Raw genomic sequence first — 23,786 nt, 5'->3', positions numbered from 1 at the left:
GAAATCAGATCGCTGCAATGACGGCTGCGAGCAGGCGCGATGCGTCCTGATCGGCGGCTTGCGCGCTGCGCAGGGTGTGGGCGTGGCTGAGCGCCTCGTCCGAGAGGCCTGCAGCCATGTTGGTGAGCATCGAGAAGGCCAGCACCCTCAGGCCCGCATGGCGCGCCAGGATGGTTTCGGGCACGGTGCTCATGCCCACCGCCTGCGCGCCCAGCAGGCGCAGCATGCGGATCTCGGCCGGCGTCTCGAACTGCGGGCCAAGCATCCAGGCATAGACACCCTCGTGCAGCACGATGCCCGCCTGCGCGGCCGCGGCACGGGCCAGCGCGCGCAGGGCGGGATCGTAGGCGTCGTTCATGTCGACGAAGCGCTCCGAGCCGGGCTCGTCGTGCAGCGGCGTGCGTTGGGGCATGTTGAGGTGATCGGCGATCAGCATCAGCGAGCCCGGGTGCATGTTCGCGTCCAGGCTCCCGGCGGCATTGGTGAGGACGAGGATGCGGCAACCGGCTGCCGCCAGGCTGCGTATCGGGCCCTTCATCGCCGCCGCGTCGCCGCTTTCGTAGGTGTGCTTGCGCCCGCGCAGCAGGGCGACCGAGCGGCCACCGATGCGGCCCAGCCGCAGCATGCCGGCGTGGCCGGCGACGCCCAGCGTCGGGAAGGCCGGCAGTTCAGGGTAGGGGATGTCCGCGGGCGCTTTGACCAGCTCGGCGGCACGGTCCCAGCCGGAGCCAAGTACCACGGCCAGTTCGGGTGCGGCGCCGGTGGCGCGGATGCGCGCAGCGCTCGCTTCGATGGCTTGCTGTGGGGTCATGTCAAAGGAAGATGCGATGGACCGAAGCTCGCCGGCAGCAGCTCGCCGAGCGTGTAGCGGCCGCGCACCGCGTGCAGGTCGGCACACCACACCGGCATGTCGTCGTCCGCGAACTCGCGCAGCTTCTGGCGACAGCCGCCGCACGGGGTGACGGGCGCATCGGCCACGCCGACGACCACGGCCGCCAGCACCCGCGTGCCGCCGGCCAGCACCAGGTGCGCGAGCGCCGAGGCTTCGGCGCACTGGCCCTGCGGAAAGGCCGCATTCTCGATGTTGCAGCCGGCGTGGACATGGCCGCGTTCGTCCAGCAGCGCGGCGCCGACCGCGAACCTCGAATACGGCGCATAGGCGCGCTCGCGGGCGACGCGGGCGGCGTCCACGAGTTGTGCCATCAGGCTGTCGTCAACGGAGGGCTTCATTCATCGCTCCTTCACATACGGGATGCCCAGCGCCTTGGGGGTGCGCGCCTTGCCGACGAAGCCGGCCAGCAGCACCACCGTCAGCACGTAGGGCAGGGCCTGGACGGCCTGTACCGGTACGGTGCCGATCCAGGGCAGCGCCGTGCCCTGCAGCCGGATCGACACCGCATCCAGGAAGCCGAACAACAGGCACGCGAAAAAGGCGCCGACCGGATGCCACTTGCCAAAGATCATGGCGGCCAGGGCCATGTAGCCGCGCCCCGCCGTCATGTGCGGCATGAACGACGGATTCTGCGCCAGCACCAGGTAGCTGCCGGCCAGGGAACACAGCGCGCCGTTGAGCATGAGCGCCCGGTAGCGCAGGGCGTTGATGGACACGCCCGCCGAATCGACCATGGCCGGGTTCTCGCCGGTGGCACGCAGGCGCAGGCCAAAGCGGGTGCGAAACAGCAACCACCACACGGCCGGGACCAGGGCGATGGCCAGGTACACCAGTGCGTTGTGGCCGAACAGGCCCAGCCCCAGCACCGTGCCCAGCCAGGGCAGCCCACGCAGCGCTTCGCCGGCGGCCGTCCCCCACGGCGCGAGGCGCACTGCGTCGGCCAGCGGGGGTGTCTGGCCGCCTTGCTGGAACCAGGCGATGCCCAGCACCACCGTCAGGCCGGCGGCGGTCATGGTGATGGCCATGCCCATCACCACCTGGTCGCCACGATGCGTCACGCAGCCGAAGCCCTGCAGCAGCGAGAGCGCCACGCCGACGATGAGCGACACCGCCAGGGCAAGCGCCAGGGAGCCGCTCAGCGCAGCGACGCTGCCGGCGGTGAAGGCGCACGACAGCATCTTGCCCTCGAGCCCCAGGTCGATGACGCCCGAACGCTCGGCCAAAGTGCCAGCCAGCGCGCACAGGATCAGCGGCGTCGCCACGCGCAGGGTCGAAGCGAGCAGGGTTCCGAGGGCGACTTCATCCATCGACGCCACCCCCTGCGGCGGCCTTGGGCGGTGTGCGGCGCGCCGCGCGCCACAGCCGCGCCAGCGTCGGCGCTGCGACCTGCGACAGGGCGCCGGAGAACAGCACGATCAGGCCTTGCAGCGTGAACACCATGTCGCGGCTGAAACCTGGAATCTCGAAGGCCAGTTCAGAGCCGCCCTGGTACAGCGCACCGAACAGCAGCGCAGCCAGCACGATGCCCACGGGGTGGTTGCGCCCGATCAGCGAGACCGCGATGCCGGCGAAGCCGGCGCCCACCACGTACTCCAGCAGAAGCCGCCCGTGCACGCCCGCGATTTCGTTGATGCCCACCAGCCCGGCCAGCGCGCCGGACAGCGCCATCGACACCATGACCTGCACCCGCGGCCGCATGCCGCCGTAGTGCGCCGCGTCCGGCGCATGGCCGACCGCGCGGATCGCATAACCCGGCTGCGAGTGCCACAGCAGCAAATACACGGCCACGGCGGCCGCCAGGGCCAGCAGCACGCTCAGGTTGAGTGGCGAGGCCGGCCATTCGATGCCGAGGCTGGCGAGCGCTTCGTGCACCCCGGGCAGATGCGCCGACGGCGCGAACGCGCGGCTTTCCACCGTCATGTTGCCGGGCTCCTTGAGCACGTGGACCAGCAGATAGGCCAACAGCGCCGAGGCGATGAAGTTGAACATGATGGTGGTGATCACCACATGGCTGCCGCGCCAGGCCTGCAGGGCCGCCGGCACCGCGGCCCAGCACATGCCGAACAGCATGGCGGCGCCGATCATCAGCGGCAGCATGGCCCAGCGCGGCAGATGCTCGCCCAGCGCCAGTGCCGCCAGCGCGGTTCCCAGCCCGCCCATCATGGCCTGGCCTTCACCGCCGATATTGAACAGGCCTGCGTGGAACGCCACCGCCACCGCCAGGCCGGTGAAGACGAAGGTGGTGGCGTAGTACAAGGTGTAGCTGACACCCATGCGGCTGCCGAAGGCGCCCTGGACCAGCAGCCCGAGCGCCTGCCAGGGGTCATGGCCGACCACCGCCACAACGATGCCGCAGGCCAGCAGCGCCAGTGCGAGGTTGACCAGCGGCAGGACGATGAGGTCGATCCAGCGCGGCAGATCGGCGCCGCCCGTCACCGCACTCATGCGACCTCGTCGCCCGCGCCACACATCAGGCGGCCCAGCGTGGTCTCGTCGCACTGGGCAACCGGTCGCTCGCCGACGATGCGCCCGCCCGCCATCACGAGCACGCGGTCGGCCAGCGTCAGGATCTCGTCGAGCTCGGACGAGACGACGAGCACCGCGCCGCCGCCCGCTGCCATCGCGCGCAAGCGGCCATGGATGAACTCGATGGCGCCGATATCGACTCCCCGCGTCGGCTGGCCCACCAGCAGCACGCGTGGCTTCGGGGCGGCCTCGCGCGCCAGGACCAGCTTTTGCTGGTTGCCCCCGGAAAAGTGGGTGCTGGGGAGATGCGTATTGCGCGGGCGTACGTCGTATTCGTCCATCATCCGCGCGGTGTCGGCTTGCATGGTCGACTGGCGCATCCAGCCGTGCCGGTTGTAGCGCGCGCGCTGCTGGTAGCCGAGCACGGCCGATTCCCAGGCCGCGAAAGGCAGCACCAGGCCGCGCCGGTGCCGGTCTTCCGGCACGTGGGCGAGCCCCGCTTCGCGCGCGGCCTTGGGATCGAGCCAATGCTCGCGCGTGAAGGTGCGCGAGCCGAGCACCAGCGTGCCGGACTGCGGCGCCAGCATGCCCGAGAGCACCTCCAGCAACTCGCTCTGGCCATTGCCCGAGACGCCCGCGATGCCCACGATCTCGCCCGCCCCCAGATGCAGCGACACGTCGACCAGGCGCGGCGTGCCCTGGGCGTCGCGCCAATGCAGGCCACGCGCTTCGAGCAGCGGCGTGCCGCTTTCAGCGGGCGTGGCGCCGGTCATGCGTCCCATTTGCACGCGGCGCCCGACCATGGCCTGCGCAAGCGCGTCGATGCTGGTGTCGACCGTGGCGCAGTCGAGCACCACGGCGCCCGCGCGCATCACCGTCACGGCGTCGCACAGCGCAACGATTTCCCTGAGCTTGTGCGTGATCAGCAGCACCGTGGTGCCGCGCGCGCGCAGGCCGCGCAGCGTGTCGAACAACTGCCCGGTCTCTTGCGGCGTGAGCACTGCCGTCGGCTCGTCGAGGATCAGGATGCGCGCGCCCCGATACAACGCCTTCAGGATCTCGAGCCGCTGGCGCTCGCCCACTGGAAGTTGTTCGACCGGCAGGTCCAGCCGCACCTGCAAGCCGCTCTCGCGCATCAGCGTTTCAAGGCGCGCGCGCACCTGCCTGCGCGCGTTGGGCAGCCGCCAATGCGGCTCGGCGCCGAGCAGGATGTTGTCAAGCGCTGAAAATGGTTCGACGAGCATGAAGTGCTGGTGCACCATGCCGATGCCCAGTGCAATGGCTTCGTGCGAGTTGCGGATCTTCACCGCCTGGCCGTCGATCTCGATCTCGCCGCTGTCGGCCTGATAGAAGCCGTACAGGATCGACATCAACGTGCTCTTGCCGGCACCGTTCTCGCCCACCACGCCATGCACCGTGCCGGCGGGCACGGTGAGCGTGACTTCGCGATTGGCGTGCACCGCGCCGAAGCGCTTGTCGATGCGCGTCATGCGCACCGCGGGCGCGGGGCTGCCGGTCATGAGATCTCAGCGCACCGCACGCAAGGTGCGCGAAGCCCGGGGGAGGGTCACAGCTTGCAGGCGTTATCGGCCATGTAGTCGGCTACCTTGATCTTGCCGGCGATGATGTCTGCCTTGGCCGCGTCGACTTGGGCCTTCATGTCGGCGCTCACCAGCTTGGCGTTGTACTCGTCCAGCGCGTAGTCGACCCCGCCTTCCTTCAGGCCCAGCGACGTGATGCCCGGGGTCGGCTTTTTCGCGGCGTTGAGCACCGCCACATCGACGCGCTTGACCATCGAGGTGAGCATGGTGCCCGGCTGCATGTGGTTCTGGTTGCTGTCCACCCCGATGGCCAGCTTGCCCGCGTCCTTGGCGGCCTGGTAGACGCCAGAGCCGGTACCGCCGGCGGCAGCGAACACCACGTCGACGCCCTTGGCGAACTGCGCCTTCGCCAGCTCGCCGCCACGCGTCGGATCGCTCCATGCAGCGGGCGTGGTGCCCGTCATGACGGAGGTCACCTCGATTTTCGGATTGGCGTACTTGGCGCCTTGCTCGTAGCCGCACTGGAACTTGCGGATCAACGGGATGTCCATGCCGCCGACGAATCCGACCTTGCCGCTCTTGCTGGCCAGCGCCGCCATCATGCCGACGAGAAAACTTCCCTCATGCTCCTTGAACACGATCGATTCGACATTGGGCAGATTGACCACCGAGTCGATGATCACGAAGTTGAGCTTCGGAAACTCCTTGGCCACCTTCTCGATACTGCTGCCCTGCGAGAAGCCGACGCCGATCACCGGGTCGGCGCCGCGCCCGGCCATGCGGCGCATGGCCTGCTCGCGCTGCGCCTCGTTGGCGATCTCGAAATCGAGGTAGGGCTTGCCGCTTTCCTTCTTCCACATCTCGGCGCCGCGGTAGGCCGCCTCATTGAAGGACTTGTCGAACTTCCCGCCCATGTCATAGACGATGGCGGGCTCGGCACCAGCCATGGTGGCGACGGCTGCGAAAGCGAGGACGAGGGCCTTGTTGAGCTTCATGGTGCGCATCCTTGGTTGGCGATCCGGCTGAGCGACTTCTTGCTGGGTTGCACGTCTTCCGTTCGAGGCTCTCGCGGAGCCCCGGGGCAGGATAGCAAGTCCCGCGCCGCGCAAGACCGGGGAGCACCCTATGTGTGGCTCCTCCACTAACATTGGGCGATGGCTGCCCCGTTGACCCGCGCGCTCGTGGAACGCCTGCAGGCGTTGCCGAAGGTCTTGCTGCACGAGCATCTCGACGGTGGCCTGCGACCGGCCACCCTGCTTGAACTGCTGCGCGCACGCGGCATGGACGCGCCGGTCCAAAACGCCTCAGCGCTGGTTGACTGGTTCAGCGCTCGAGCCCAGGCGGGCAGCCTGGCCGAGTACCTGCGCGGCTTCGCCCTCACGGTCGCGGCCATGGCCAGCCCCGCGGCGCTCGCGCGCGTGGCCTTTGAGGCGGCCGAGGATGCACGGCTCGACGGTTGCGTGCTGGCCGAGTTCCGCATCGCGCCGACCCTGTTCGAGCCGTTCGGCTTACCGCCGGAGGCCGCGGTCGAGTCACTGCTGACCGGCCTTCGGCAATGCCCGCTGCCCAGCGGGCTGATCTTGTGCGCCATGCGCGACCAGCCCAGCACGCAGAGCGAGCGTGTGGTGAGCCTCGCGCTGCGCTACCGCGACCAGGGCGTGGTCGGCTTCGACTTGGCGGGCGCCGAGCGGGGCCATCCGCCGTCGCGCCATGTAACAGCCTTTGCCATGGCGCGTGAGGCCAGCCTGCCGATCACCTGCCATGCGGGCGAGGCCGATGTGGCCGAACGCGTTCTGGAAGCGGTGCGGCTGGGCGCGCGCCGCATCGGACACGGCGTGCGAATGGCCGACACGCTGGGAGCAAAGGTTGGCAGCGCGGCACGCGCGACCTTCGACGAGGTGTGCGCCAGCGGCGTGCATCTGGAACTGTGCCCCACCAGCAACATCCACACCGGCGCTGCCGCCTCAGTGGCAGCTCACCCCATCCGGCGCCTCTGGCAGACCGGCCTGAGCGTGTCGTTCCACACCGACAACCGGCTGATATCGGGAGTCAGCATGAGCGGCGAGGCGATGGGCTTGTTGTGCGAGAACGGTTTGAGCCTGCACGATCTGGCGGCGATGAGCCTGCAGGCGGCTGCGCACTCCTTCCTGCCTGCGCCGGCACGCGAGAAGGCGCAGGCCGCGGTGCAGGCGTGGCAGCGCGCGTCTGGTGAACGGTCCTAGAGGAGCCTGTGCAGAGCTTGACAGGAGTTCGCAAGCGTGCCTTCCTTGCTGGCAGAGGCCGCTCAAATCTCGCTGCAACGATGCATCTTGAATGAAATACGCTCGAGAACCTCTGGTGATCGCGTCTCGATTCAGGCGCTTCTTCGCGCAAGCTTCACCTTAACTCCGGAGCATTCGCACTGGATTCGGGCGGAATCAGTTTCGAGGCGGCTTGCTACCGGACGGAGTAGGCGGTGCGGCCGAAGTGATCGACAAGCTCGAAGAGGACTTCAAGCAAGAGGACTGACCCTGACCGACCACCCAACTGACATGGGGGGCCGCATGGGCGGTGTCAAGCGACATCAGAAACTGCCCCGCACATTTGCACGCGCTCCTTCACGCCTGCTGATGGGGCTCGCGAAAAAAGCCGAACACTTGAGCCGCGCGTTCAGTAGAGATTGCATCGCTCACGCGCAACATGCCAGACCATGGCACCGGTCGCTCTCGAGGCTGCAAGCGTTCCATCTGGATCCGCAGCACGAACCTGAACACAAGGGGGTGTGCCCACTGTTCCAACCGTCGCATACCTTGCCATCGCGCCTACGCTTGAGCGCCGAGAAGCGCCTCAGTCTTCGTCGGCTTCAGTCACCTTTTGAGGCAGATCGCTTTCGTTCATGGGACGCGGCCCATTCATCATGAAGTCGACGGCATGGGGCGGGCCGAAATCCTCAGGCCGGCACGAACTGAGACCATTGATGATCTTGACGACTTGGCGGTGAATCCGTAACTCTTCGCCGTCTTCAAGCACGACGACGGCAAGCGCGTTTCCGATCAAATGGAACTCGCGAACGGCGCGATTGTCGATATGGACGTTGTCAGCGGTAGCGAGAGCTGTGAAGAAATCAGTGATGTAGAGGGCCATGCCTGTACTTTAGAAAATCCAGCGGATTCGCGCATGCAACTACTGCACGGTCATACGACCATTGCACTCATGGCGATCGCGATCGTGAGTTTTTTCACGCATGCACACAGCCGGATCCGGCTTTTCCCGCTTTCCGGCGCCCGGGAAAGCTGGCTGGAAATGCGGTTCTACGTGTCGGACCCACTTGTCCAGTCGTGAAAAAGCAGGTTCTTTCCTGCGAGAATTCCTTTTGCGCCGTGCGTGGCTGGGTGCGTATTTCAGCCCATCGTGGACGGCGCTTCAGGCTAATCGTAGACGACGTTTCAGCGTGATCGTGGACGGCATTTCAAAGCTGATCGTGGACGCTGCTTCAGCGCGATCGTGGACGATTTGGGAAGCGCCGAATGGGGCTTCGGGCGCAAAAGCGCGGGGCCTGTTGGCTTGACAGCCGCCAGCCCGCTAGACTGATGCGTCGCATTTGCAACGCACCACCATGAAGACTGCCACTTTCCCGTCCCTTCGAGTCGACTCCGACCTTCGCGAGGCGACAGAAAGCGTTCTTCGCGAAGGTGAGACCTTGTCCGGTTTGATAGAGACCGCGGTGCGAGACACCATTCACCGCCGCCAGGTCGAGACGGAGTTTCTGGCCCGTGGCCTCGCGTCCAGCGAGGACGCCAAACGTACTGGCGTCTACCACACTGCGACGTCCGTGCACGAAGAGCTTCAGCAGCGGCACAATGCACGGCGCAGGAAGGTGGCCGGGTGACGGCTGACTTTGAGGTCCGGTACACCACGGCGCTCGCGATGACCTATTACGTCTGTTTGACTTCCTCCTGGATCGCGCACAGACCGTGGAGGATTTTGACGCGGCCCAGCTCGCCATCGACACCATCAGCCTGGCGGTGGAAAGCCACCTGACGCGCACTCCGTTCATCTTTTGCAAGGTCGGTAGGAGCCCGTTCCTGCGCGAACTGGTCATTCCATTTCGTCGCTGCGGCTACGTGGCCCTGTACGAGATCGAGGGCGACGCGAAAGTCAACATCCTGGCCGTCCGGCACCAACTCGAGGACGACTACCACTGAAGCCGTTGATGGCGACCGCCGCTGGCCGCGTCATGGTTGGCGCCATGACCAACCCGAGTCAACTCTGAGGTTTGGAACGCAAGGGGTCGGTCCGCCGCGAGTCGGGCACCGATGCAATCTCACCCACGGAGAGCCGTGGTAGGCAGCGCACCCTGGCCGACCCCGATGCGCGCGTGGACGAGATTTACAGTCGCGGTGGCGCCTCGCCCCGACTGCGGGAAAGGTTCGCGTTGCTCGTTCATCGGCAAGGCACGCCTGTTCGGGGCCACATTGCGCTATTCCAGGCGCAGCTCAAGGCCGGTTTGCTGAGCGCAAAGCGATGATCGAGCGCGAACACGAACTGCCGATCAAGCGCCAGGCCGAGCTGCTGGGCCTCAGCCGAGGCACGGTGTACTACCACCCCGAGCCGATTTCCGAGAGCGAGCTGGCATTGATGCGCCGCATCGATGAGTTGCATCTTGAGCACCTGTTCGCCGGCAGTCGCATGCTGCGCGATCTGCTGCGCCTGCGGGGCATCGATGTGGGACGGCGGCACGTGGGCACGTTGATGCGACGCATGGGCATTCAGGCGCTGTATCGCAAGCCCAACACGCGCAAGAAGCACCCATCGCATCCGGTGTTCCCGTATTTCTCTTGCGTTTTCGTGGTGTACAGCGGCGTTGCCCCCGGTGTGTCGAACGACTTTCACTCCGGCCCGTAGGTCGAAAAGGGGTAGCCCCTTGCCCACGTGCGCAGCCCGATCTCATCCTTCCCGGCGTGCGAGCTTGCCCGCGTCCACCTGATGTGGGAGGCGCTGTTTTGTTAATCGTTAATCAAACAGAACGCAATCTGAGGTTGCTGCAACTCAGTGGCAGACAAGGAGAACGACTTGGAAGACGAACTTCGCCCCGTCAACGTCATTCGGGCTGATCTGGCCCGCGCCAAAGATGTGCTTGCTGCCTTGGGCTTCCACACCAAGGGCACCATCCATAGCTTCACCCGCCACCGCGTCACGCGCCTGGCAGAGGAACTTCGCATCGCCGAGGACGCGGCCATGCGCCTCGCAGAGACGGTCGCATTGAAATGGATCTATCGCTACGCCGGCGGCAAGCTCCTGGTGATTGACGAATCCAATGCTCCAAAGGGCCCCTGACACGCCAAGGGCAACTCCGGGGAGCGCGAGGAAACGTACCGGGCGAGCCTCTTGGTCAGACACCCGCTGCCATTGTCGTGCTTGCAGCCACAGTAGTCGCCGGCCGAACGCCGGTTGATTGTTTCGTCGTTCACGTCTTCGCTCCCTGCGTCGAGCGAGGCAGTCTTTGACCGTGGACGTTGGAACCGCAGCATGCTGCTCTTGCCCGCATTCTGGCGACCCTCAAAAGGCCAGAGGTCACATCTTCCGGCTATCGCAGGTTGCCGGTATGTCCCAACGAGAAACGCCCAGGCTGAGGCCAAACCGTCAATCCGTGCGGTTCGCGGCCGACCTTGATCTTGTCGACGTTGCCCGAGCGGGTGTCGAAACGGTACACGACATCGTCATATCGTCCCGAGAGCCACAGATAGGAGCCGTCGGCGCTGACATTGCCCATGTCCGGACTGCCGCCGCCGGGGATGGTCCAGTTCTTGGTGACCTTCCGGGTGGCAAAGTCAATCACCGAGACGCTGCCTTTGCCGCCCGGTTTGCCGTGGATCACGTTGGTACCGCGATTGGCCACGTACAAGCTCTTGCCGTCGCGACTCGGGTACAGGCCGTGGGCGCCGACGCCGGTCGGAACGAAGTCGATCTGTTTGAAGGACTCGGCGTCTACCACGTGCACGCCATCGGCCATCATGTCAGCGACGAAGAACGTCTTGCCATCCGGCGACGCACGAACATCCTGGGGCATGCCGGGGGTCGTGCAAATCTCCGCGCCAAGCTCGGTGGGGTCAGGGACTTTCTTCGGCTTTTTCCCTGGTGCAGCGATGAGCGCTAGCACCTCCGGGCGACTGAAGTACTGGCTCAACTTGATGGTTCCGACCACGCGGCGATTGACAAGATCGATCTTGGTGATCGCACCTGCAAACTCGCAAGTGAAGAAGGCGAACTTGCCGTCAATGGAAAAGTCGGCGTGGTTGATACCGCCACATGTCGGCGTTGCGATCGAATATTGCAGGCTCATGGTGCGTGGATCGCGGAAGTCGAGCCGTTTGTACGCTTCCGCTACCACGATGGCGGACTGACCGTCAGGCGACCAATAGAGGTTGTAGGGATCTTCGACGCGAATCGAGGCTCCGGGCTTGCCGGTTTTCGGATCAATGGGCGTCAAGCTGCCATCGGGGCGTCCTTCGGCATTGTTTGCGACCCACAAGGTGCGCAGGTCCCACGCCGGCACAACGTGCTGTGGATTGATCCCGACCTTGAACGTATCGATCACCTTCAACGCCACCGGGTCGATGACGGACACCGTATTTGCAGTGTGGTTCGGAACGTAGACGCGCTCCAGCGCTCCAGCCACCGCAGCGCTCATGTGGCGTGCTTCAATCTCGCTGTACAGGTTCTGTGGGTCGACGACGGCCGGCATTCCAGGCACCGTGACCACGGCCACGGCCACGGCCACGGCCGGTCGGGCAGCGTCGGGTGCCGCGGGCGTGGCAGTGGGCTGCGCGGCGACCCACCAAGCCGCCGACCCCAACAGGACGAGCAATGTTGAAACTGCTGAAACACTGTACTTTGGCATGGTCGGCTCCTCAGATCCACGGTCTACAGAACGGGTATCACAGCGGCCTCAGCGCGCAGCGCTCCTCGCAGCGCGGATGGCGGTCGCTGTCTTCGTCACGATCAATTCGACGCCGAGCTGGCCCAACGCTGCACTGGAGGCGCGCGGATCGCCTGTGACGCCGTTGGCCTCGCCTTCGCGTGGATCAAGTGTCATTTGACCCGGGCGAACCAGCGCGGTGTCTATCGCCATCATCAGCGAAGTGTCGGCCGCGCCTGCATGCACGCCAATCTGGGCGTCGTTCAATCCCTTGGCCTTGAGCGCCTGCACGTAGTCGGTCTGGGTGACGCGGTAGTAGTCGCCGATGAAGTGGGCCCGGGCGGGTGTTGCCGCCCAATCGTGATTGAGACGCGTCGCCACTGCTTTGAGTTGGGCCTGGTATCCGCCGTGATCACCGATCAGCACCACATCGACAAACCCGTTTTGCTTGAAACTGCGCGCAGCACCCTCCAGGACGCCCTTGAATGCGTCCTCAGGCACCGAAATCGTGCCCGCAAAGCGCATGTGCCCTGCGGGTGGGACGATGCTGCCTTCGGGCACGTAGGCGACCACCGGCGCGACCAGCGTGTGTCCCAGCGAAGCGGCGATCCGTCCTGCAAGCACCTTCACGCGCACATTGTGTTTTCCCAGCGCCATGTTAGGACCGCTCTGCTCGGTGCCGCCGACCGGAATGATGATCGTCGTCGTGCCGGCGCGCACGGCATCGCGGACCTCGGTGGAGGTCAACTCCTCAAGGTAAACACTGGTCGGGGCGGACCAGCTCGCGGTGCTGCAAGTGATCGCCAAGATCATCAGCAGGCGAGGGGGGATGAGCATCTTCGGTCCAAGGTGGTTATGTACTGAGATTTTGTCAAACCTGCGAACATCCGGAGCGCGTCAAAAGCGCGGGATCCCATGTCGCGCATTTCCATGACGGGGCAAGCGTACGTTGCTTAGACAAGTCGGTGCGTCTTGCTTCGAGCATTCTCCCGTTTCGGCACTGATGAAACTGGCGTTCAGCCGAACTCCTTCCAGAAAGCGTGAACTCCACAGGTTGGTTGGGAGGCAACGTGTCGCATCGCGTTCAGGTATGTACGACGAAAAAACTCGACCAAGCTTTGATCATCATCAATCAGTAGCGCTCCCAAGGAAATGCGCGTACTGACCCTCCATGTTCCGACCGACCTGGCCGTCAAAGTGGATGAGGCCTCCCGGCTTCCCGGCTGGCGGCAGCGGCGGAGACTCCGAGCTCGCGTTCCCTAACCACATGGCCCTGCCGAAGATCGCCCGCGGCGAGAGCAGCGGGCGTGTTTAGACGCCCGGAACGGCCGTCATCCGGCCGGACGATAGCGCTGGATGCTTTGTTCGATCTGCCGCTGGCGTGCATCGATCTTGCCAGGGGTGAAGTTCCGATCTCGACTGTTGACCGCCTTGAACTTGCTGCCGTCGATCGCCACGATGGCGTGCGTGAACAGCTTCAACTCTCGGCACGCCGATGAAGCGCTTGCAGACGTTGCGGATGCCGGGACCATTGTCATGGCGGAAGTTGGAGATGGTCTTGAAGTCCGGCGTCAGATGGCCGGTAAGCCACATCACTGGAGGAAAACTAGTTTGCGGCGGTCAGACCGCGTTGTCATCGATAAACCTGAGGATTGAATGAGTCGCGTGCAGCGGCTGGGTTGCTTCGCCGTGAATTGTGCTGTGACGACGGTGCTGCATCGCCACCCCCATCTCCCTACTCAACCCCTACTTCGATGCTAGTAACTAAATCTGTTCACGGGATGTCGTATGGACGTCAAAAGCCGCCCAGCTCCAGTAAAGAACTGACAGGATAAGGGGAAGACGTTAGGACTCCTAAGGATCGGATGTCCGCGAAATCGGGTCTACTTCAACTTCATTTCATGGGCCGGATCTTTCCATAGATTACTCACTGCCGGCTCGGCGCCATGAAGCTCCACACAGGTGGGTGCGCGCTGTCTCCCAATACTCATAATCCCATAAGGTAGTCGTAGCTGCGCGAAACGCGATCGATCAGCACTGGATCGCGCGCGCCCGTGGTATCGAACTGCACGCTCACTCTGTCATCGGGCAGCTGAAGGACCGTGGCGGTCACGGTGGCGCCCGTGCCGAGCCGGCCCACGATGGTGCCGCTACTGCGGTCCTCAAGGCTGATGACCATGCCTTGGGCGCGTAGCGCGCCCGCGGCGGCCGCGAAGCAACGGTCGAAGCTGGCCGTCGCGATTCCCGGGGCTTGGTAGCCGTAGTACACGCATCCCGCCAAGGCCAGCGCGGCAGCGCAGGCAAGGGTGCGGGCCATACGCACCGTTGTGACGTACGCCTGCGCCGCAGTCCTTGCCGGACCAACTTTCCGGGGATTGCGCTCACCGTTCACTTTGTCATGCTTATCCGCGAAGTTCTCCACGACGTCCTCCCTGTAGTTCTTGACGAACTTCTGCGCACACCAGGAAGCTCATTGTTGCATGCAAGATTGGTTTTCCCAATCTGCGGCTGGCGCGCGCGGAGGAAACGACCTGCTCATTGCACGGCGAACTGCTTGTCGTGACCCGCCCCTTGATCACGTTCGGAACGGCGAACTCGCTGAGCATCTGACCGGCGGTGGTGAACAGCGCCGTATGCCTAGGAGCACCGCCATGGTGCGCGATGTTGGCCGCCCCCATCTCTTGGCCCAGATGCTGGTGCAGGGTCGGGCGGCGCTCGTCGGGGCTGGGCAGGCTCGGTCAGTGGCGACGCCTCCAGTGTTTCGGCCACGTACCGCAGCAAGGTTGCGTGACAGGATGGAAACGCGGTCCATTGGTCGCCCGCAGACCAAATCAACCAAACGCCTCGAACACAAAATACGGACAACCCCCGCGCGATCGCATCGAAGAGTGCCCTCAATAGCCAAGCCTCGTCCGCGGCACACCTGTTCTATTCCCTGGCATTTTGATCGGCAGCGCACGGCACGGCTTCGCACGCGCTGCTATTGCAACAGAGCCAGATCCTCCAGATCCTGCTTGCGCTGTGCCACCCGTCTTTCATAGCTGGCCTGGTTCTTGGTGCACACCAAGCTGTACGGGCGCCCGCGTTTATCGGTCGCGCAGTCCACGTCGCACCCCTTGCGTCGGATCGTTTCCTCAACATGCCGGCGATCCGGTTCACTTGCCTTGAACGCCCAAGTCCGCTGGCCGGGGTTGGCCAGGAACTGGCTCAGTTCACCGCAGCGGGGACATTGGCAACCGGGCGCGGCAGCGCGAGTCCAATCGCTGGGCGCTTCGAGGGCAAGCGCCATTCGCGCGCGGAGATGTTCCAGGCAGACGGCACGCAAGCGCTGAACGGCTGCGAGCGTCCGGGTTCCGGTCTTTCCGGTCAGTTGACGGACGGCGGGCAGGATGACAGCGTCGACACCATAGGTCTTCGGCCAAGCCAGTAGATGACCCACCGCGGAGTCCGTCATGTTGGCGTCGATCCGCGAAAGCGCCGACACGATGTCGACAACAAAGCCGACATCGATGCGCTGCCTCTGCCATGCAAACTCAGCCTGCAGCCCTTGCGCCGGATCGCCTGGCAGCGCCAGGACCAAAGCCTTCCCGGCAGGGACGAGGCCGTCTGCCAGCGAGTCGACTCGCGCGCTGCGAGCCAGCAAGTCAGCGCAGCTGCAAGGGCACATCTCGGCGTTGGAGGCAACGATGCGCTGGACCAATTCTCCGGCCCGCTGCGCGGGCAGCAGGCCCAGAGCGATCAGCACCGCGTCGTTGTCGCTCTTGCCATGGCCTCCCGCGGCGATCATGTCGACCATGATCGCCTCGATGCGCTCTGTGTCCTTGAGTCGGGCCATCAATGCGAGCATCCTGGCGCCTTCACTCTCGCCGTCCCGCTGCGAATAGCAGGTGGACTTGCGCCAGGTGCGCAGCATGTGGCCAGAGAGTTGATGCGCCTCGCGCCGCAAGGGCGATTCGCGATCTTCGCCGCTCGCGACCCAGCGTTGGGTCAACTCTTCCAGGTAAGGCAAGGTGACCGGCAAACCGGCCTGATTGAGAACCGCGAGGCGTCGCTCCTTCGGCCAAAGTACCAGCGCCGCCCGACGGTAAGTCCTCTCGAAAGAAGCACCTTCGTTGCCCGTCGCCTCCTGGAAATACTGCTCGTCGGGTTCCATGTCCGCCAAGGCATCGGGCGGGGAAAGTTCTGCGTCTTTGATCGGAAAGTGACCCATCGCCGCCGGGCTACCATCGGGGCGGCCCCAGTCGGAGAGAGTCCTGCTGCAGTCAATGATCTCGCCGATCTCGAAGTGCTCGTCGCTCTCATCATCGTCGCTCCTCCAACGGCGCGTTCGGGAATAGCCGGTGTACTCGGCAGAGCCGCTTTCTTCGATTGTCAGCAGCGCGACATGAAGATCGCAGCCGGACTGCTGAGCCGACGCGGTGAGCACAGCGGCCGCGGCGGCGTCGGCGCCTTTCAGCGTCGGGAACGACAGTTCGGCCGGCGTGTAGGCGTGCTCGAGCGGGAAGACCAGCTTCTCGGGCGTATCGTCGTCAGGCGCTGCCTTGCGAGCAGACCAGCGCTGCAGTAGCGCCACGAGGCCGGCTTGCTCCTTGTCATAGCTCGGCGGCATGGGCAAGCGGCCTCGCCCCTGGCGCAGCAGGTTATAGACCAGCACCATCCGGCAACCCGAGGTCACTGGCAAAACCTCGTGCACGCAATCGGCATAGAAGGCTGCGAAGGCCGCTTCCGAAGGATCTTCGCAGCGCACATCCAGCCGCACTTCGCGGCCCTTGTGCCGCACCAGCAGTTCGCCGCCCGCGTGCAATGAGGGCAGCGTGATGATGAGCGTGGCGAACATGCCGGGCGCTTTCTCGGTGTCGCGGTGGCCGACGAAATGACTGCCCTGATCGTAGATCAGGAGCTTGTATAGGTCGGCCGCCACAGGTTCGCTCACTCCGAGCCCTGCGGTGGCTCGTGCCACGATAGCCTCCAGGGTCCGTGCCCAGCTCTTGCCTTCGATCCGGATCTGATTGGCATCGATCTGCCAAGTGCGCCGGACAGTGGTGTCGAGCAGGGTCTTTCCACCGCGGCCGTAAGGTGCATGCTCCGCGACGGCGATGAGTTGCTCGGCCTGGGTCGCCAGCAAGGGTAGGGCAATCGGACCGACACCGTTCACCTCCAAGCGGGGAAGCAGCAGTTCGGTCACGCCGGCGGCATAGAAGTCCCCAGGTGTCCGGACCGTGCTCAGCAGCGCGGCCAGTTCGTCTGCGATGGAAGACATGGCGTGCTCTCTCAGGGGCTCTCAGCACCGGCGAATGGGCGCTGCCAAGGCAATGGTACAAGCATCCCTTGCACGAATTGCCATGCGGCTGCTAATTCGCCCCCCGCGAATGCTGGTCTTCGCTCAAGCTGCTCGACGCCAAGAATGATCTCAATGATGCACAGGCCAAACTGGGTGCAAAGCATGCACAAGATGAGGTAAGAGACCTGCGCTTTGCTTCAGAAGATCTGAGTCCACCATTGCCAGAATCGCCAGACACTTCTGGCCGTGCAGCAGTCCCAGCAGAGCCCTCCTGCCGCGACCCAAGCTGCGCTTGACAAGGCGGTCAAGCCCCGGTGTACGTCCAGTTCGCTGGTGGGTGCAACGACCATTTATCGATGGCCTGTGGGACACGCTAAATGACAACGGGTTCAATGTGCCAGGTGCGGATCGTATCAACAAAAGCCAAAGCAACGAAGTGCGCGACTTCGCCGACATGGCTGACGAGAGAGAGCGCGCCGAGAAGGTCGCCCAGGTAGTCGGCCGACACATAGAAAACCTTGCCATGCACCAGCATGGTTGTCCGTTGAGAAAAGGCTGTGAAGCGGATGTCGGCGCTCTGGCCGTTGTGTACGCGGTCGATGTCCTGCAGACGCAGGTGCGCCTCGACCACCAATCACTGCTGGCGCGGAACAATTTCCGCCAAGGTATCCCGCCCGCGGATGACCGCCCCCGGCGCGGTGACCTGCAGGCCGATCACCTCGCCAGCCACCGGCGCCACGATGACCTGCCGCTTAGCGGCGTCCACCGTCTTGCGCTGCTCCTGTTCGATTTCGGAAAGCTGTGCCAGCGTCGCTTTCAGTTGATCGCTCGCCTGCCGACGGTAGTCGCTCTCCAGGCCTTTGATGCGCAGGTCGATTTCCGTCAGGAGCTGCCCGGGTTGCGTCCCGCATCAAGCGCTCCGCCGCCAGTTCGAGGAAGAAGAAGCCGAACTTCGGATTCTGGAAATACATCTGCCGTACTTCGTCGTAGGTCACCAGCAGAAGGGCTCCGGCCTGTTCGCAGACTACCGTCTGTGTTCGCTTGCGCTCCCGGTTGATCAGGCCCAGTTCTCCGATGAAGTCGCCCTGCTCGAGTGCCACGTCGGCTTCCACCGCGCGAAAGCGCCCACCCAGCACGAACATGACTTCTGCCGCATTGTCGCCTTGGCGAAAGAGCGTTTCGCCGGCCCGAGCAGCCTTGCGACGCGAGAATGGCTTGAGCCATTCCAGCGAGAGACCGCCTGCCGAGGCTTCCATGATCTGGCGCGTGAGGCGCAACAATTGCCAAAGTCGCCACAGGTTCAAGGGCAGCAGCGTCAGGTGAAGCAGCATCACCGGGTAGACGTGGCCCAGCGCGCCATAGGTGATGAAGGCCATATTGGCGACGATGCCCACCATGCGCAGGTGCAGCATCGTTTTCATCGAGAAGGTGGCCAGCGTCATCAGCGCGCCGAGATACCCGAAGGCCTCTATCCATTGCATGCCGGTAGCTCCATGGGTCGGTGTTGGTGGCAGTGGAAGCGGCTGCACTCGCATGTGTCCGCACGCATGACGCCAGCCAGCTGCGCACATCCTGTGGTCGATGGCCCGGCTGGCTCCCGCGTCTGACATGACGATGCTCTCCCGTCTTGCAAATGAAGTAAACCCACACGTATGCTGACCCGTTCGTTGTCGATAGATCTCGCGAACGTCACCGCGTCGCCAGTGGCGTTGGCAACGTTGATCGGCGAGCAACTGTCAGCTCAAGAGGGTGTTGAGGCCCCGCTTACGTTGATAAAAGTTCGACACAGGAAAGGCTTAGCGAACCGCCTGCCCCGAGTCATGCGGCGCCGCCCGCGAGGGCGTCGTCGAAGCGTTGTCAGGGAGAGTGCAGGCCAGCCATTGAGCCGCGAATTCAGGCAGTCTGGGGCGCCGCCTCTGTTGAGCGAACCGGAAGGCCACATCGGCGAGGGCGCTACACGCGAGCCCTTGGTCAAACAGGGGAGGGGAACTTCACGACGGCCTAGACTTTTCCGAATGACCCTGCGTTTGGCTCAGAGCCGACTGCGGCCGCTTGAGGCAAGGCTCAACGCAACACGCGCCCGCAATGCTGCAGCGTGGATAGAGGAGATGCCACCAAGCGGCAATGCACCGCTCGTGTGAGCCCACTCAACTATCACCGCGACGGCGGGTGCTGCAGGCGTTGCCAACCGATCACCGGCCAGTCACTTCGTGCTTGGTCGGTTTCGCCGCCATAGACAACGCTGCCCCCTTCCAAAGCATCGGGGAAGGCCGCCGCGAAGCTTCGAAGGCCCCGGAAGTAATCGGCGTTGACTGTCGCGCCGGCCTTGATCTCGACAGCGCGAAACTTCCGTCCCGAGGGAATCAGCAAGTCGATTTCGTTGCCTGTCGCATCGCGGAAGAAGTACATCTCTGCCGACTCGCCCTGATTAAATCTGGTTTTGAGGGCTTCGATGATCACCAGATTCTCGAACAAGCTGCCGACCAGCGGATCGCGCGCCACCTGCGCGGCGCTGCGCAAGCCAAGCAACCAGCAGGCCAGGCCCACGTCGTGAAAGTACAGTTTGGGGCTCTTCACGAGCCGCTTAGACGTGTTGGTGAACCATGGCGGCAGCACGTGCACGATGTAGCTGGTCTGCAGCAAGTCAAGCCAAGCCCGGGCGGTGGCGTGCGAAACGCCGGCATCGTTGCCCAGACTGGTGAGATTCACGAGTTGCCCAATGCGACCTGCGCACAGTCGCACGAAACGATCGAAGCGCTGAAGGTCGTGGACGGCCGCCAACTGGCGCAAGTCACGCTCCACGTATGTCGTGAAGTAGTCGCTGAGCGCTTGCGAGGGGTCCAGATTGCGGTCGTGAATGCGTGGATAGAAGCCCGTGAGCAGTGTTTGCGCCAGCGACGGCACCCGATGCAGCCGAGCCACCTCGGCAAGGGAGAACGGCAGCAAGCGCAACACGGCAGTGCGGCCGGCCAGGGACTGGCTCACTTGGGACATGAGTTCAAACTGCTGGCTTCCCGTCAGGATGAAACGCCCAGGTGTCGCGTCGGCATCGACCATCGCCTGAAGGTAGGAGGGTATCTGCGGCGCGCGCTGGATCTCGTCGACGATGGCGCCTCCTTCGATGCCCTTGAAGAAGCCACGAGGGTCTTCGACGGCGAAACGCCGCGTGTCGGGATCCTCCAGCGTGACGTAGGGCTTGTCGGGAAAGAGGCTGCGGCAGAGTGTCGTCTTGCCACTTTGACGCGGTCCCGTCAGCGTCAAGACCGGATACCGGCGTGCCAGTTCGGAGGCGAGCGGGGCGACGTCGCGGGGAATCATGAACGCCATCCTATGACGGGTGTGCAAATTGAAGATTCAATCTTGCATTTGCAGAATCTATTTAGTTGCCTGTGCGCGGCAGAAATGCCATTGAAATGAATGATGTTGTTTGCTGGGTTCCGTGGCTCAGGCTGCACATCAGTGCCGTGAACTTAGACCGCTTCTGCGCGCGGGCTCGCGCCGACATTCCGCAGGATCGCGCCGCCCGAGATCGGCTTGATAGGTCCGCGATCGTCCCGCCGCGTTAACAAGGCGTCAAGAAAACTGCGTCGCGTGTTCTCCTTGAATGCCGCTGAGTGAATGCCGCTGAGTGATTGCGGCGGGGTCTGATCCATACCCACATGGAACGCTACCCGGACACCCCTGTCGCAGCGACTGATGAGGCTGCAGCAACGACCAGCTGACGCAGGACACACGGGAGCGGTTCGACGATCTCCGGCATCACACACCCATGCCCCATGTGATCGGGGCTGGCAAGATTGCCCTCGGCATTGCATCAACCACCGAACTCGTGCAGCTGTTGCGCGGGGAGCGCCCCTTTCCGACCGCAGTATTGAACGTGGCCACGAAGGTGGCGACCGCGGCCGGGGCGACCGCTGTAACGGCTTTTCTGTTCAGCTGAGCCAACTTTCCCGGGATCGAACTGCACGGACTTAGCCAAGGGCTGCGCCAACGGACCCAATGAGGAGGCGACGCATTTGCCGCTCGCACCCCCTCGGATCAAAGTTCCAGCGGCGCGCCGGCACCCTGCACTTCAGCCATACGAGACAGGTCGGACATTCCTCGCTGAATGTGGGCTGTTTTCTCCTACGCCGGCCGTGAAACAAATCGTTCAGGCTCGAAGCCCATGATGGAGACATGGGTCTGCTCCTGGCGTTGCAACTTTTCGGGAGTATCACAGTCGGACCGTCACTCTCGCTGATGGCACAAAGCTACATTCAAATTCAGAAGCAGATCGAAGCGCTTCAACTGAAAGCAAAGAAACTGCGAGACAAGGAAGTTGGGGGCGTGATCGAGCGCATTCGCGTCGCCATTGACCACTACGGCATCACCGCGGACCAACTCTTCGGTCCCCGGGCGACTGCTTCCAGAGCGACATCGAATGGCTCTCTCCGGACGGTCAAATTCTCCGATGGCAACGGCAACAGCTGGTCGGGGATGGGCAAGCGTCCGTTATGGCTGCGCGATGCATTGAGCGAGGGTCGGACACTGGACGAGTTCAGGACCGACGCTCCACCACCCGCCAAGACCGCGACCGCCAAGCCTGCTTCAAAGAAGCGCAAGACCAGAACGGTCTATCGCGACGACGCCGGACACACGTGGACCGGCATGGGGCCACGGCCGCGTTGGCTTAAAGATGCGCTGGCGGCAGGCAAGACGCTTGAAGAGTTGAGCGCCTGACATCCTGCCGGCGCGGGGATTCGGTGGCGATTCCAGGCCTGCAGAAGTCTGCCGGCTCGACCGGTCGCGGTCACGGATCAGGCGCGATGCTGCGCGAGAACCACGAGCGACAAACCAATCAAGCCGGATGCGAGGCCAAGCCAGTAGAGCGATCTACGTCCTCATGCGCTACGTGATGCAGGATGACCCCAAGCAGTCCCCAAGGCCAACAGGCTCGTCGAGGCATTGACGCCCGACCAGCCGGGCTTTGTGCCCTCGAGCAGTTCGCAGCCCTGCGCAATTTCCTTCTTCGTCGAGAGAGGCCTCTCAGCACTGGAGGCGCTGTTGAAGCGTTGAAGCTCCGAGACTTGCGACGGGGCGTGCGCAAACAGCGAGTCTTTACCCTCGATAATGCCCCTTATCGAGGGCAAGGCGAATATGGAAGTTGGCATTGACGCCAGCATCTCCATCTCGTGCTTGTGTCAATGAATGTTGCGCACTTGCTCTTTCTGGGCAGGCGTTAACTATCTTGTCCGCCGGACAAGGTAGTTGACGCCGGCCACTGAGCGCTGCGCGTGTCGCGCTACGTCGGCCACGCTTAGGCATAGGCTGCTGCAACGCTGGATTTCCGCTCGTGAATAGGCCCGTGGGCTACCTTCGTGAAACGATCCGCACTCACTTCTTCATGAGCGCCATAGCGCTCGAGATCGAGGACGCGATCGCTGCCCACTCGTCGCGCGTGAGGTGCGCCGTCGATTCCCAATGCAGGAACGAATCTTCCGCGTTGAGATGCGCTATGGTCAAGGTTCGATGCTCTTCCAGCAGGCCTTCGACCCCAACAGCTGCACCTACATTACCCGCCGCTGCAGCCCTGAGTTTGGGGAGGACGCGCGACAACAGGCGGTCGCCGCGTTCGCGCATCGTGACGAGGCGCTGTAGAAGGCCATCAGCTTCAATCGAGCGCCCGCGCAGCACCGACAACAGCATCACGCCCTTGGGCCGGTGCGTGGCTTCATCAAAGTGCTGTAGGCGCTCGACGAGTTCAAGCAGCGCCCCCGCCTGGATGGCGTTGGCGCAGCCCCCGCTGCTTGCAGCTTTATCGACCGCTGCCAACAACTCCCGGATCCTCGCGTGCTCGGCGCATAGGACCGCGCGTGCGCTTTCGGCTGCCAGCATGCTGCACCTCCTTAGGAAAAAATCCTGGAAATGAAAATACGCCGCATTGGTCTGAGCAAAAGGCCGTCAGCCGACTGGGCCGATTAGAGGGAACGCGATGTTTGCCTCCCCTTCGGAAGCGACGCGTTTCACGTGGCTCGTGGCCGCTTGAGACTCTGGTCGGGCGTCTCCAACTTGCCTGCGCAACAGTGCCACTGACGCCGCTAACGCGCGCACGACGTTGCGACCGGCATCGTGCTGCCAGTGACCGGAAGCTTGGACGCTTGCCGCGCACTCGTATTTGAAGCGCTTGACCGCGTTGGTCATGTACAGGTCTTTCCGGGACCAACCGAGTTCTACGAGTACGCGGTCGAACAACTTGCCTGCCGGGCCGACGAAGCGCCTGCGAAATCCTCCCGGTCGCCCAGTTGTTACACCATCATGATCCTGCGCGAACGACATCGTCTCCGCCCGACAGCGGAGGAGGCAGGGAAGGAATTCGCCGACACGTGATTGGGGTGCATGGCCGTGCGCCGGGGGAACGCCGTTGCGACTGTCGAGATTTGGATGGAGTTTAGCCATGAGCACTGCGAGCACGCGATGTCCCGCCACGGGCAATTGGAAGGTCAATGAAGAGCCGGAGCCCGGGTCGAAGAATGGGTAGCAGATCGTGACCATCAAGCCCTTCCTTAAACGCGAGGGTGCACTGGGCTTGTACTGATGGAAGGGGGACATCACGTGCGTGTGACCCAGGCGGATCATGTTCGTGACACTCGGGGTCAGACGGGACATTAGGCTCGTCATCGCACTCTCCGGCAAAAAGTGCGGCAGCCAAGCTGCCGCCCAAACCCACAC

General features: G+C 63.8%; 24 protein-coding genes and 2 pseudogenes. 8 read left to right on the top strand and 18 right to left on the bottom strand.

Annotated elements, in window-relative coordinates:
* Positions 1 to 4 precede the first annotated feature (4 nt).
* The 6 genes from QTI66_RS31230 to QTI66_RS31205 are packed head-to-tail and all read right to left on the bottom strand — an operon-like array spanning position 5 to position 5,894.
* Positions 5 to 811, bottom strand: a complete 807-nt coding sequence (locus tag QTI66_RS31230; RefSeq protein ID WP_286564222.1) for a purine-nucleoside phosphorylase — start codon at positions 809 to 811, stop codon at positions 5 to 7.
* Entirely contained in the window at positions 808 to 1,230 is a 423-nt protein-coding gene (locus tag QTI66_RS31225) for a cytidine deaminase (protein WP_286564221.1), read from the bottom strand. Before QTI66_RS31225 ends, QTI66_RS31230 begins: the two co-directional genes overlap by 4 nt.
* Positions 1,231 to 2,199, bottom strand: a complete 969-nt coding sequence (locus QTI66_RS31220; RefSeq protein WP_286564220.1) for an ABC transporter permease — start codon at positions 2,197 to 2,199, stop codon at positions 1,231 to 1,233. It lies immediately after the preceding gene.
* Complete coding sequence (locus QTI66_RS31215) at positions 2,192 to 3,337, bottom strand: ABC transporter permease (RefSeq protein WP_286564219.1); 1,146 nt, start codon at positions 3,335 to 3,337, stop codon at positions 2,192 to 2,194. The genes QTI66_RS31220 and QTI66_RS31215 overlap by 8 nt, the downstream gene beginning before the upstream one ends.
* Positions 3,334 to 4,878 carry an ABC transporter ATP-binding protein gene (locus QTI66_RS31210; protein ID WP_286564218.1) on the bottom strand — a complete coding sequence of 515 codons (1,545 nt, stop codon included), beginning with the start codon at positions 4,876 to 4,878 and terminating at the stop codon, positions 3,334 to 3,336. Before QTI66_RS31210 ends, QTI66_RS31215 begins: the two co-directional genes overlap by 4 nt.
* A gap of 47 nt (positions 4,879 to 4,925) precedes the next feature.
* Entirely contained in the window at positions 4,926 to 5,894 is a 969-nt protein-coding gene (locus QTI66_RS31205; protein ID WP_286564217.1) for a BMP family lipoprotein, read from the bottom strand.
* Positions 5,895 to 6,065: 171 nt separating this feature from the next.
* Here QTI66_RS31205 and QTI66_RS31200 point away from each other — a divergent pair, with 171 nt between their 5' ends.
* The gene (locus QTI66_RS31200; RefSeq protein WP_286564216.1) at positions 6,066 to 7,121 is read left to right on the top strand and encodes an adenosine deaminase family protein; all 1,056 of its coding nucleotides are present in this window, start codon (positions 6,066 to 6,068) and stop codon (positions 7,119 to 7,121) included.
* A gap of 604 nt (positions 7,122 to 7,725) precedes the next feature.
* Here the strand turns inward: QTI66_RS31200 and QTI66_RS31195 are convergent.
* Complete coding sequence (locus tag QTI66_RS31195) at positions 7,726 to 8,022, bottom strand: hypothetical protein (protein WP_286564215.1); 297 nt, start codon at positions 8,020 to 8,022, stop codon at positions 7,726 to 7,728.
* A 33-nt stretch (positions 8,023 to 8,055) separates the two neighbouring features.
* On the opposite strand from QTI66_RS31195, the gene QTI66_RS31190 reads away from it, so the two are divergent.
* The 5 genes and pseudogenes from QTI66_RS31190 to QTI66_RS31170 all read left to right on the top strand — a co-directional run bounded on the left by QTI66_RS31190 (position 8,056) and on the right by QTI66_RS31170 (position 10,215).
* The gene (locus tag QTI66_RS31190; protein WP_286564214.1) at positions 8,056 to 8,220 is read left to right on the top strand and encodes a hypothetical protein; all 165 of its coding nucleotides are present in this window, start codon (positions 8,056 to 8,058) and stop codon (positions 8,218 to 8,220) included.
* 274 nt (positions 8,221 to 8,494) lie between these two features.
* Complete coding sequence (locus QTI66_RS31185; RefSeq protein WP_286564212.1) at positions 8,495 to 8,767, top strand: YlcI/YnfO family protein; 273 nt, start codon at positions 8,495 to 8,497, stop codon at positions 8,765 to 8,767.
* Between the two features lie 85 nt (positions 8,768 to 8,852).
* Positions 8,853 to 9,083: a type II toxin-antitoxin system RelE/ParE family toxin gene (locus QTI66_RS31180; RefSeq protein ID WP_353506246.1), complete on the top strand. Its 231-nt coding sequence runs from the start codon at positions 8,853 to 8,855 to the stop codon at positions 9,081 to 9,083.
* A 286-nt stretch (positions 9,084 to 9,369) separates the two neighbouring features.
* Positions 9,370 to 9,711, top strand: a pseudogene (locus tag QTI66_RS31175) (IS3 family transposase); the annotation flags it as partial.
* 240 nt (positions 9,712 to 9,951) lie between these two features.
* Positions 9,952 to 10,215, top strand: coding sequence for a hypothetical protein (locus QTI66_RS31170; protein ID WP_286564211.1), 264 nt, complete (start codon positions 9,952 to 9,954; stop codon positions 10,213 to 10,215).
* Positions 10,216 to 10,465: 250 nt separating this feature from the next.
* Here QTI66_RS31170 and QTI66_RS31165 read toward each other — a convergent pair whose 3' ends face one another.
* From QTI66_RS31165 to QTI66_RS31125, 9 genes and pseudogenes are all read right to left on the bottom strand, one after another.
* Positions 10,466 to 11,779 carry a YVTN family beta-propeller repeat protein gene (locus QTI66_RS31165; RefSeq protein ID WP_286564210.1) on the bottom strand — a complete coding sequence of 438 codons (1,314 nt, stop codon included), beginning with the start codon at positions 11,777 to 11,779 and terminating at the stop codon, positions 10,466 to 10,468.
* A gap of 48 nt (positions 11,780 to 11,827) precedes the next feature.
* Complete coding sequence (locus QTI66_RS31160; protein ID WP_286564209.1) at positions 11,828 to 12,634, bottom strand: creatininase family protein; 807 nt, start codon at positions 12,632 to 12,634, stop codon at positions 11,828 to 11,830.
* 500 nt (positions 12,635 to 13,134) lie between these two features.
* Positions 13,135 to 13,393 (bottom strand): annotated as a pseudogene (locus tag QTI66_RS31155) (transposase); the annotation flags it as partial.
* Positions 13,394 to 13,784: 391 nt separating this feature from the next.
* Entirely contained in the window at positions 13,785 to 14,219 is a 435-nt protein-coding gene (locus tag QTI66_RS31150) for a hypothetical protein (RefSeq protein WP_286564208.1), read from the bottom strand.
* Positions 14,220 to 14,777: 558 nt separating this feature from the next.
* Entirely contained in the window at positions 14,778 to 17,057 is a 2,280-nt protein-coding gene (locus tag QTI66_RS31145; protein WP_286564207.1) for a 2OG-Fe(II) oxygenase, read from the bottom strand.
* Positions 17,058 to 17,451: 394 nt separating this feature from the next.
* On the bottom strand, positions 17,452 to 17,709 hold the full coding sequence (locus QTI66_RS31140; RefSeq protein ID WP_286564206.1) for a beta-barrel domain-containing protein: 258 nt from the start codon (positions 17,707 to 17,709) through the stop codon (positions 17,452 to 17,454).
* 3 nt (positions 17,710 to 17,712) lie between these two features.
* The gene (locus tag QTI66_RS31135) at positions 17,713 to 17,844 is read right to left on the bottom strand and encodes a hypothetical protein (RefSeq protein WP_286564205.1); all 132 of its coding nucleotides are present in this window, start codon (positions 17,842 to 17,844) and stop codon (positions 17,713 to 17,715) included.
* Positions 17,831 to 18,811 carry a Crp/Fnr family transcriptional regulator gene (locus tag QTI66_RS31130; protein WP_286564204.1) on the bottom strand — a complete coding sequence of 327 codons (981 nt, stop codon included), beginning with the start codon at positions 18,809 to 18,811 and terminating at the stop codon, positions 17,831 to 17,833. Before QTI66_RS31130 ends, QTI66_RS31135 begins: the two co-directional genes overlap by 14 nt.
* A 421-nt stretch (positions 18,812 to 19,232) precedes the next feature.
* A complete protein-coding gene (locus QTI66_RS31125) occupies positions 19,233 to 20,396 on the bottom strand; it encodes an ATP-binding protein (RefSeq protein WP_286564203.1) in 1,164 nt (387 codons plus the stop codon).
* A 451-nt stretch (positions 20,397 to 20,847) separates the two neighbouring features.
* Here QTI66_RS31125 and QTI66_RS31120 point away from each other — a divergent pair, with 451 nt between their 5' ends.
* Both QTI66_RS31120 and QTI66_RS31115 read left to right on the top strand, forming a co-directional pair.
* Complete coding sequence (locus QTI66_RS31120) at positions 20,848 to 21,018, top strand: hypothetical protein (RefSeq protein ID WP_286564202.1); 171 nt, start codon at positions 20,848 to 20,850, stop codon at positions 21,016 to 21,018.
* A gap of 236 nt (positions 21,019 to 21,254) precedes the next feature.
* Positions 21,255 to 21,797, top strand: coding sequence for an H-NS family nucleoid-associated regulatory protein (locus QTI66_RS31115; RefSeq protein WP_286564200.1), 543 nt, complete (start codon positions 21,255 to 21,257; stop codon positions 21,795 to 21,797).
* 654 nt (positions 21,798 to 22,451) lie between these two features.
* Here QTI66_RS31115 and QTI66_RS31110 read toward each other — a convergent pair.
* Positions 22,452 to 22,952 carry a hemerythrin domain-containing protein gene (locus QTI66_RS31110; protein WP_286564198.1) on the bottom strand — a complete coding sequence of 167 codons (501 nt, stop codon included), beginning with the start codon at positions 22,950 to 22,952 and terminating at the stop codon, positions 22,452 to 22,454.
* 66 nt (positions 22,953 to 23,018) lie between these two features.
* Positions 23,019 to 23,609, bottom strand: coding sequence for a uracil-DNA glycosylase family protein (locus tag QTI66_RS31105; protein ID WP_286564196.1), 591 nt, complete (start codon positions 23,607 to 23,609; stop codon positions 23,019 to 23,021).
* Positions 23,610 to 23,786 lie beyond the last annotated feature (177 nt).

Origin of the sequence: Variovorax brevis (assembly GCF_030317105.1) — a bacterium.
GTDB classification, from domain to species: domain Bacteria; phylum Pseudomonadota; class Gammaproteobacteria; order Burkholderiales; family Burkholderiaceae_C; genus Variovorax; species Variovorax brevis.
This window is presented reverse-complemented; position numbering and strand designations above follow the sequence as displayed.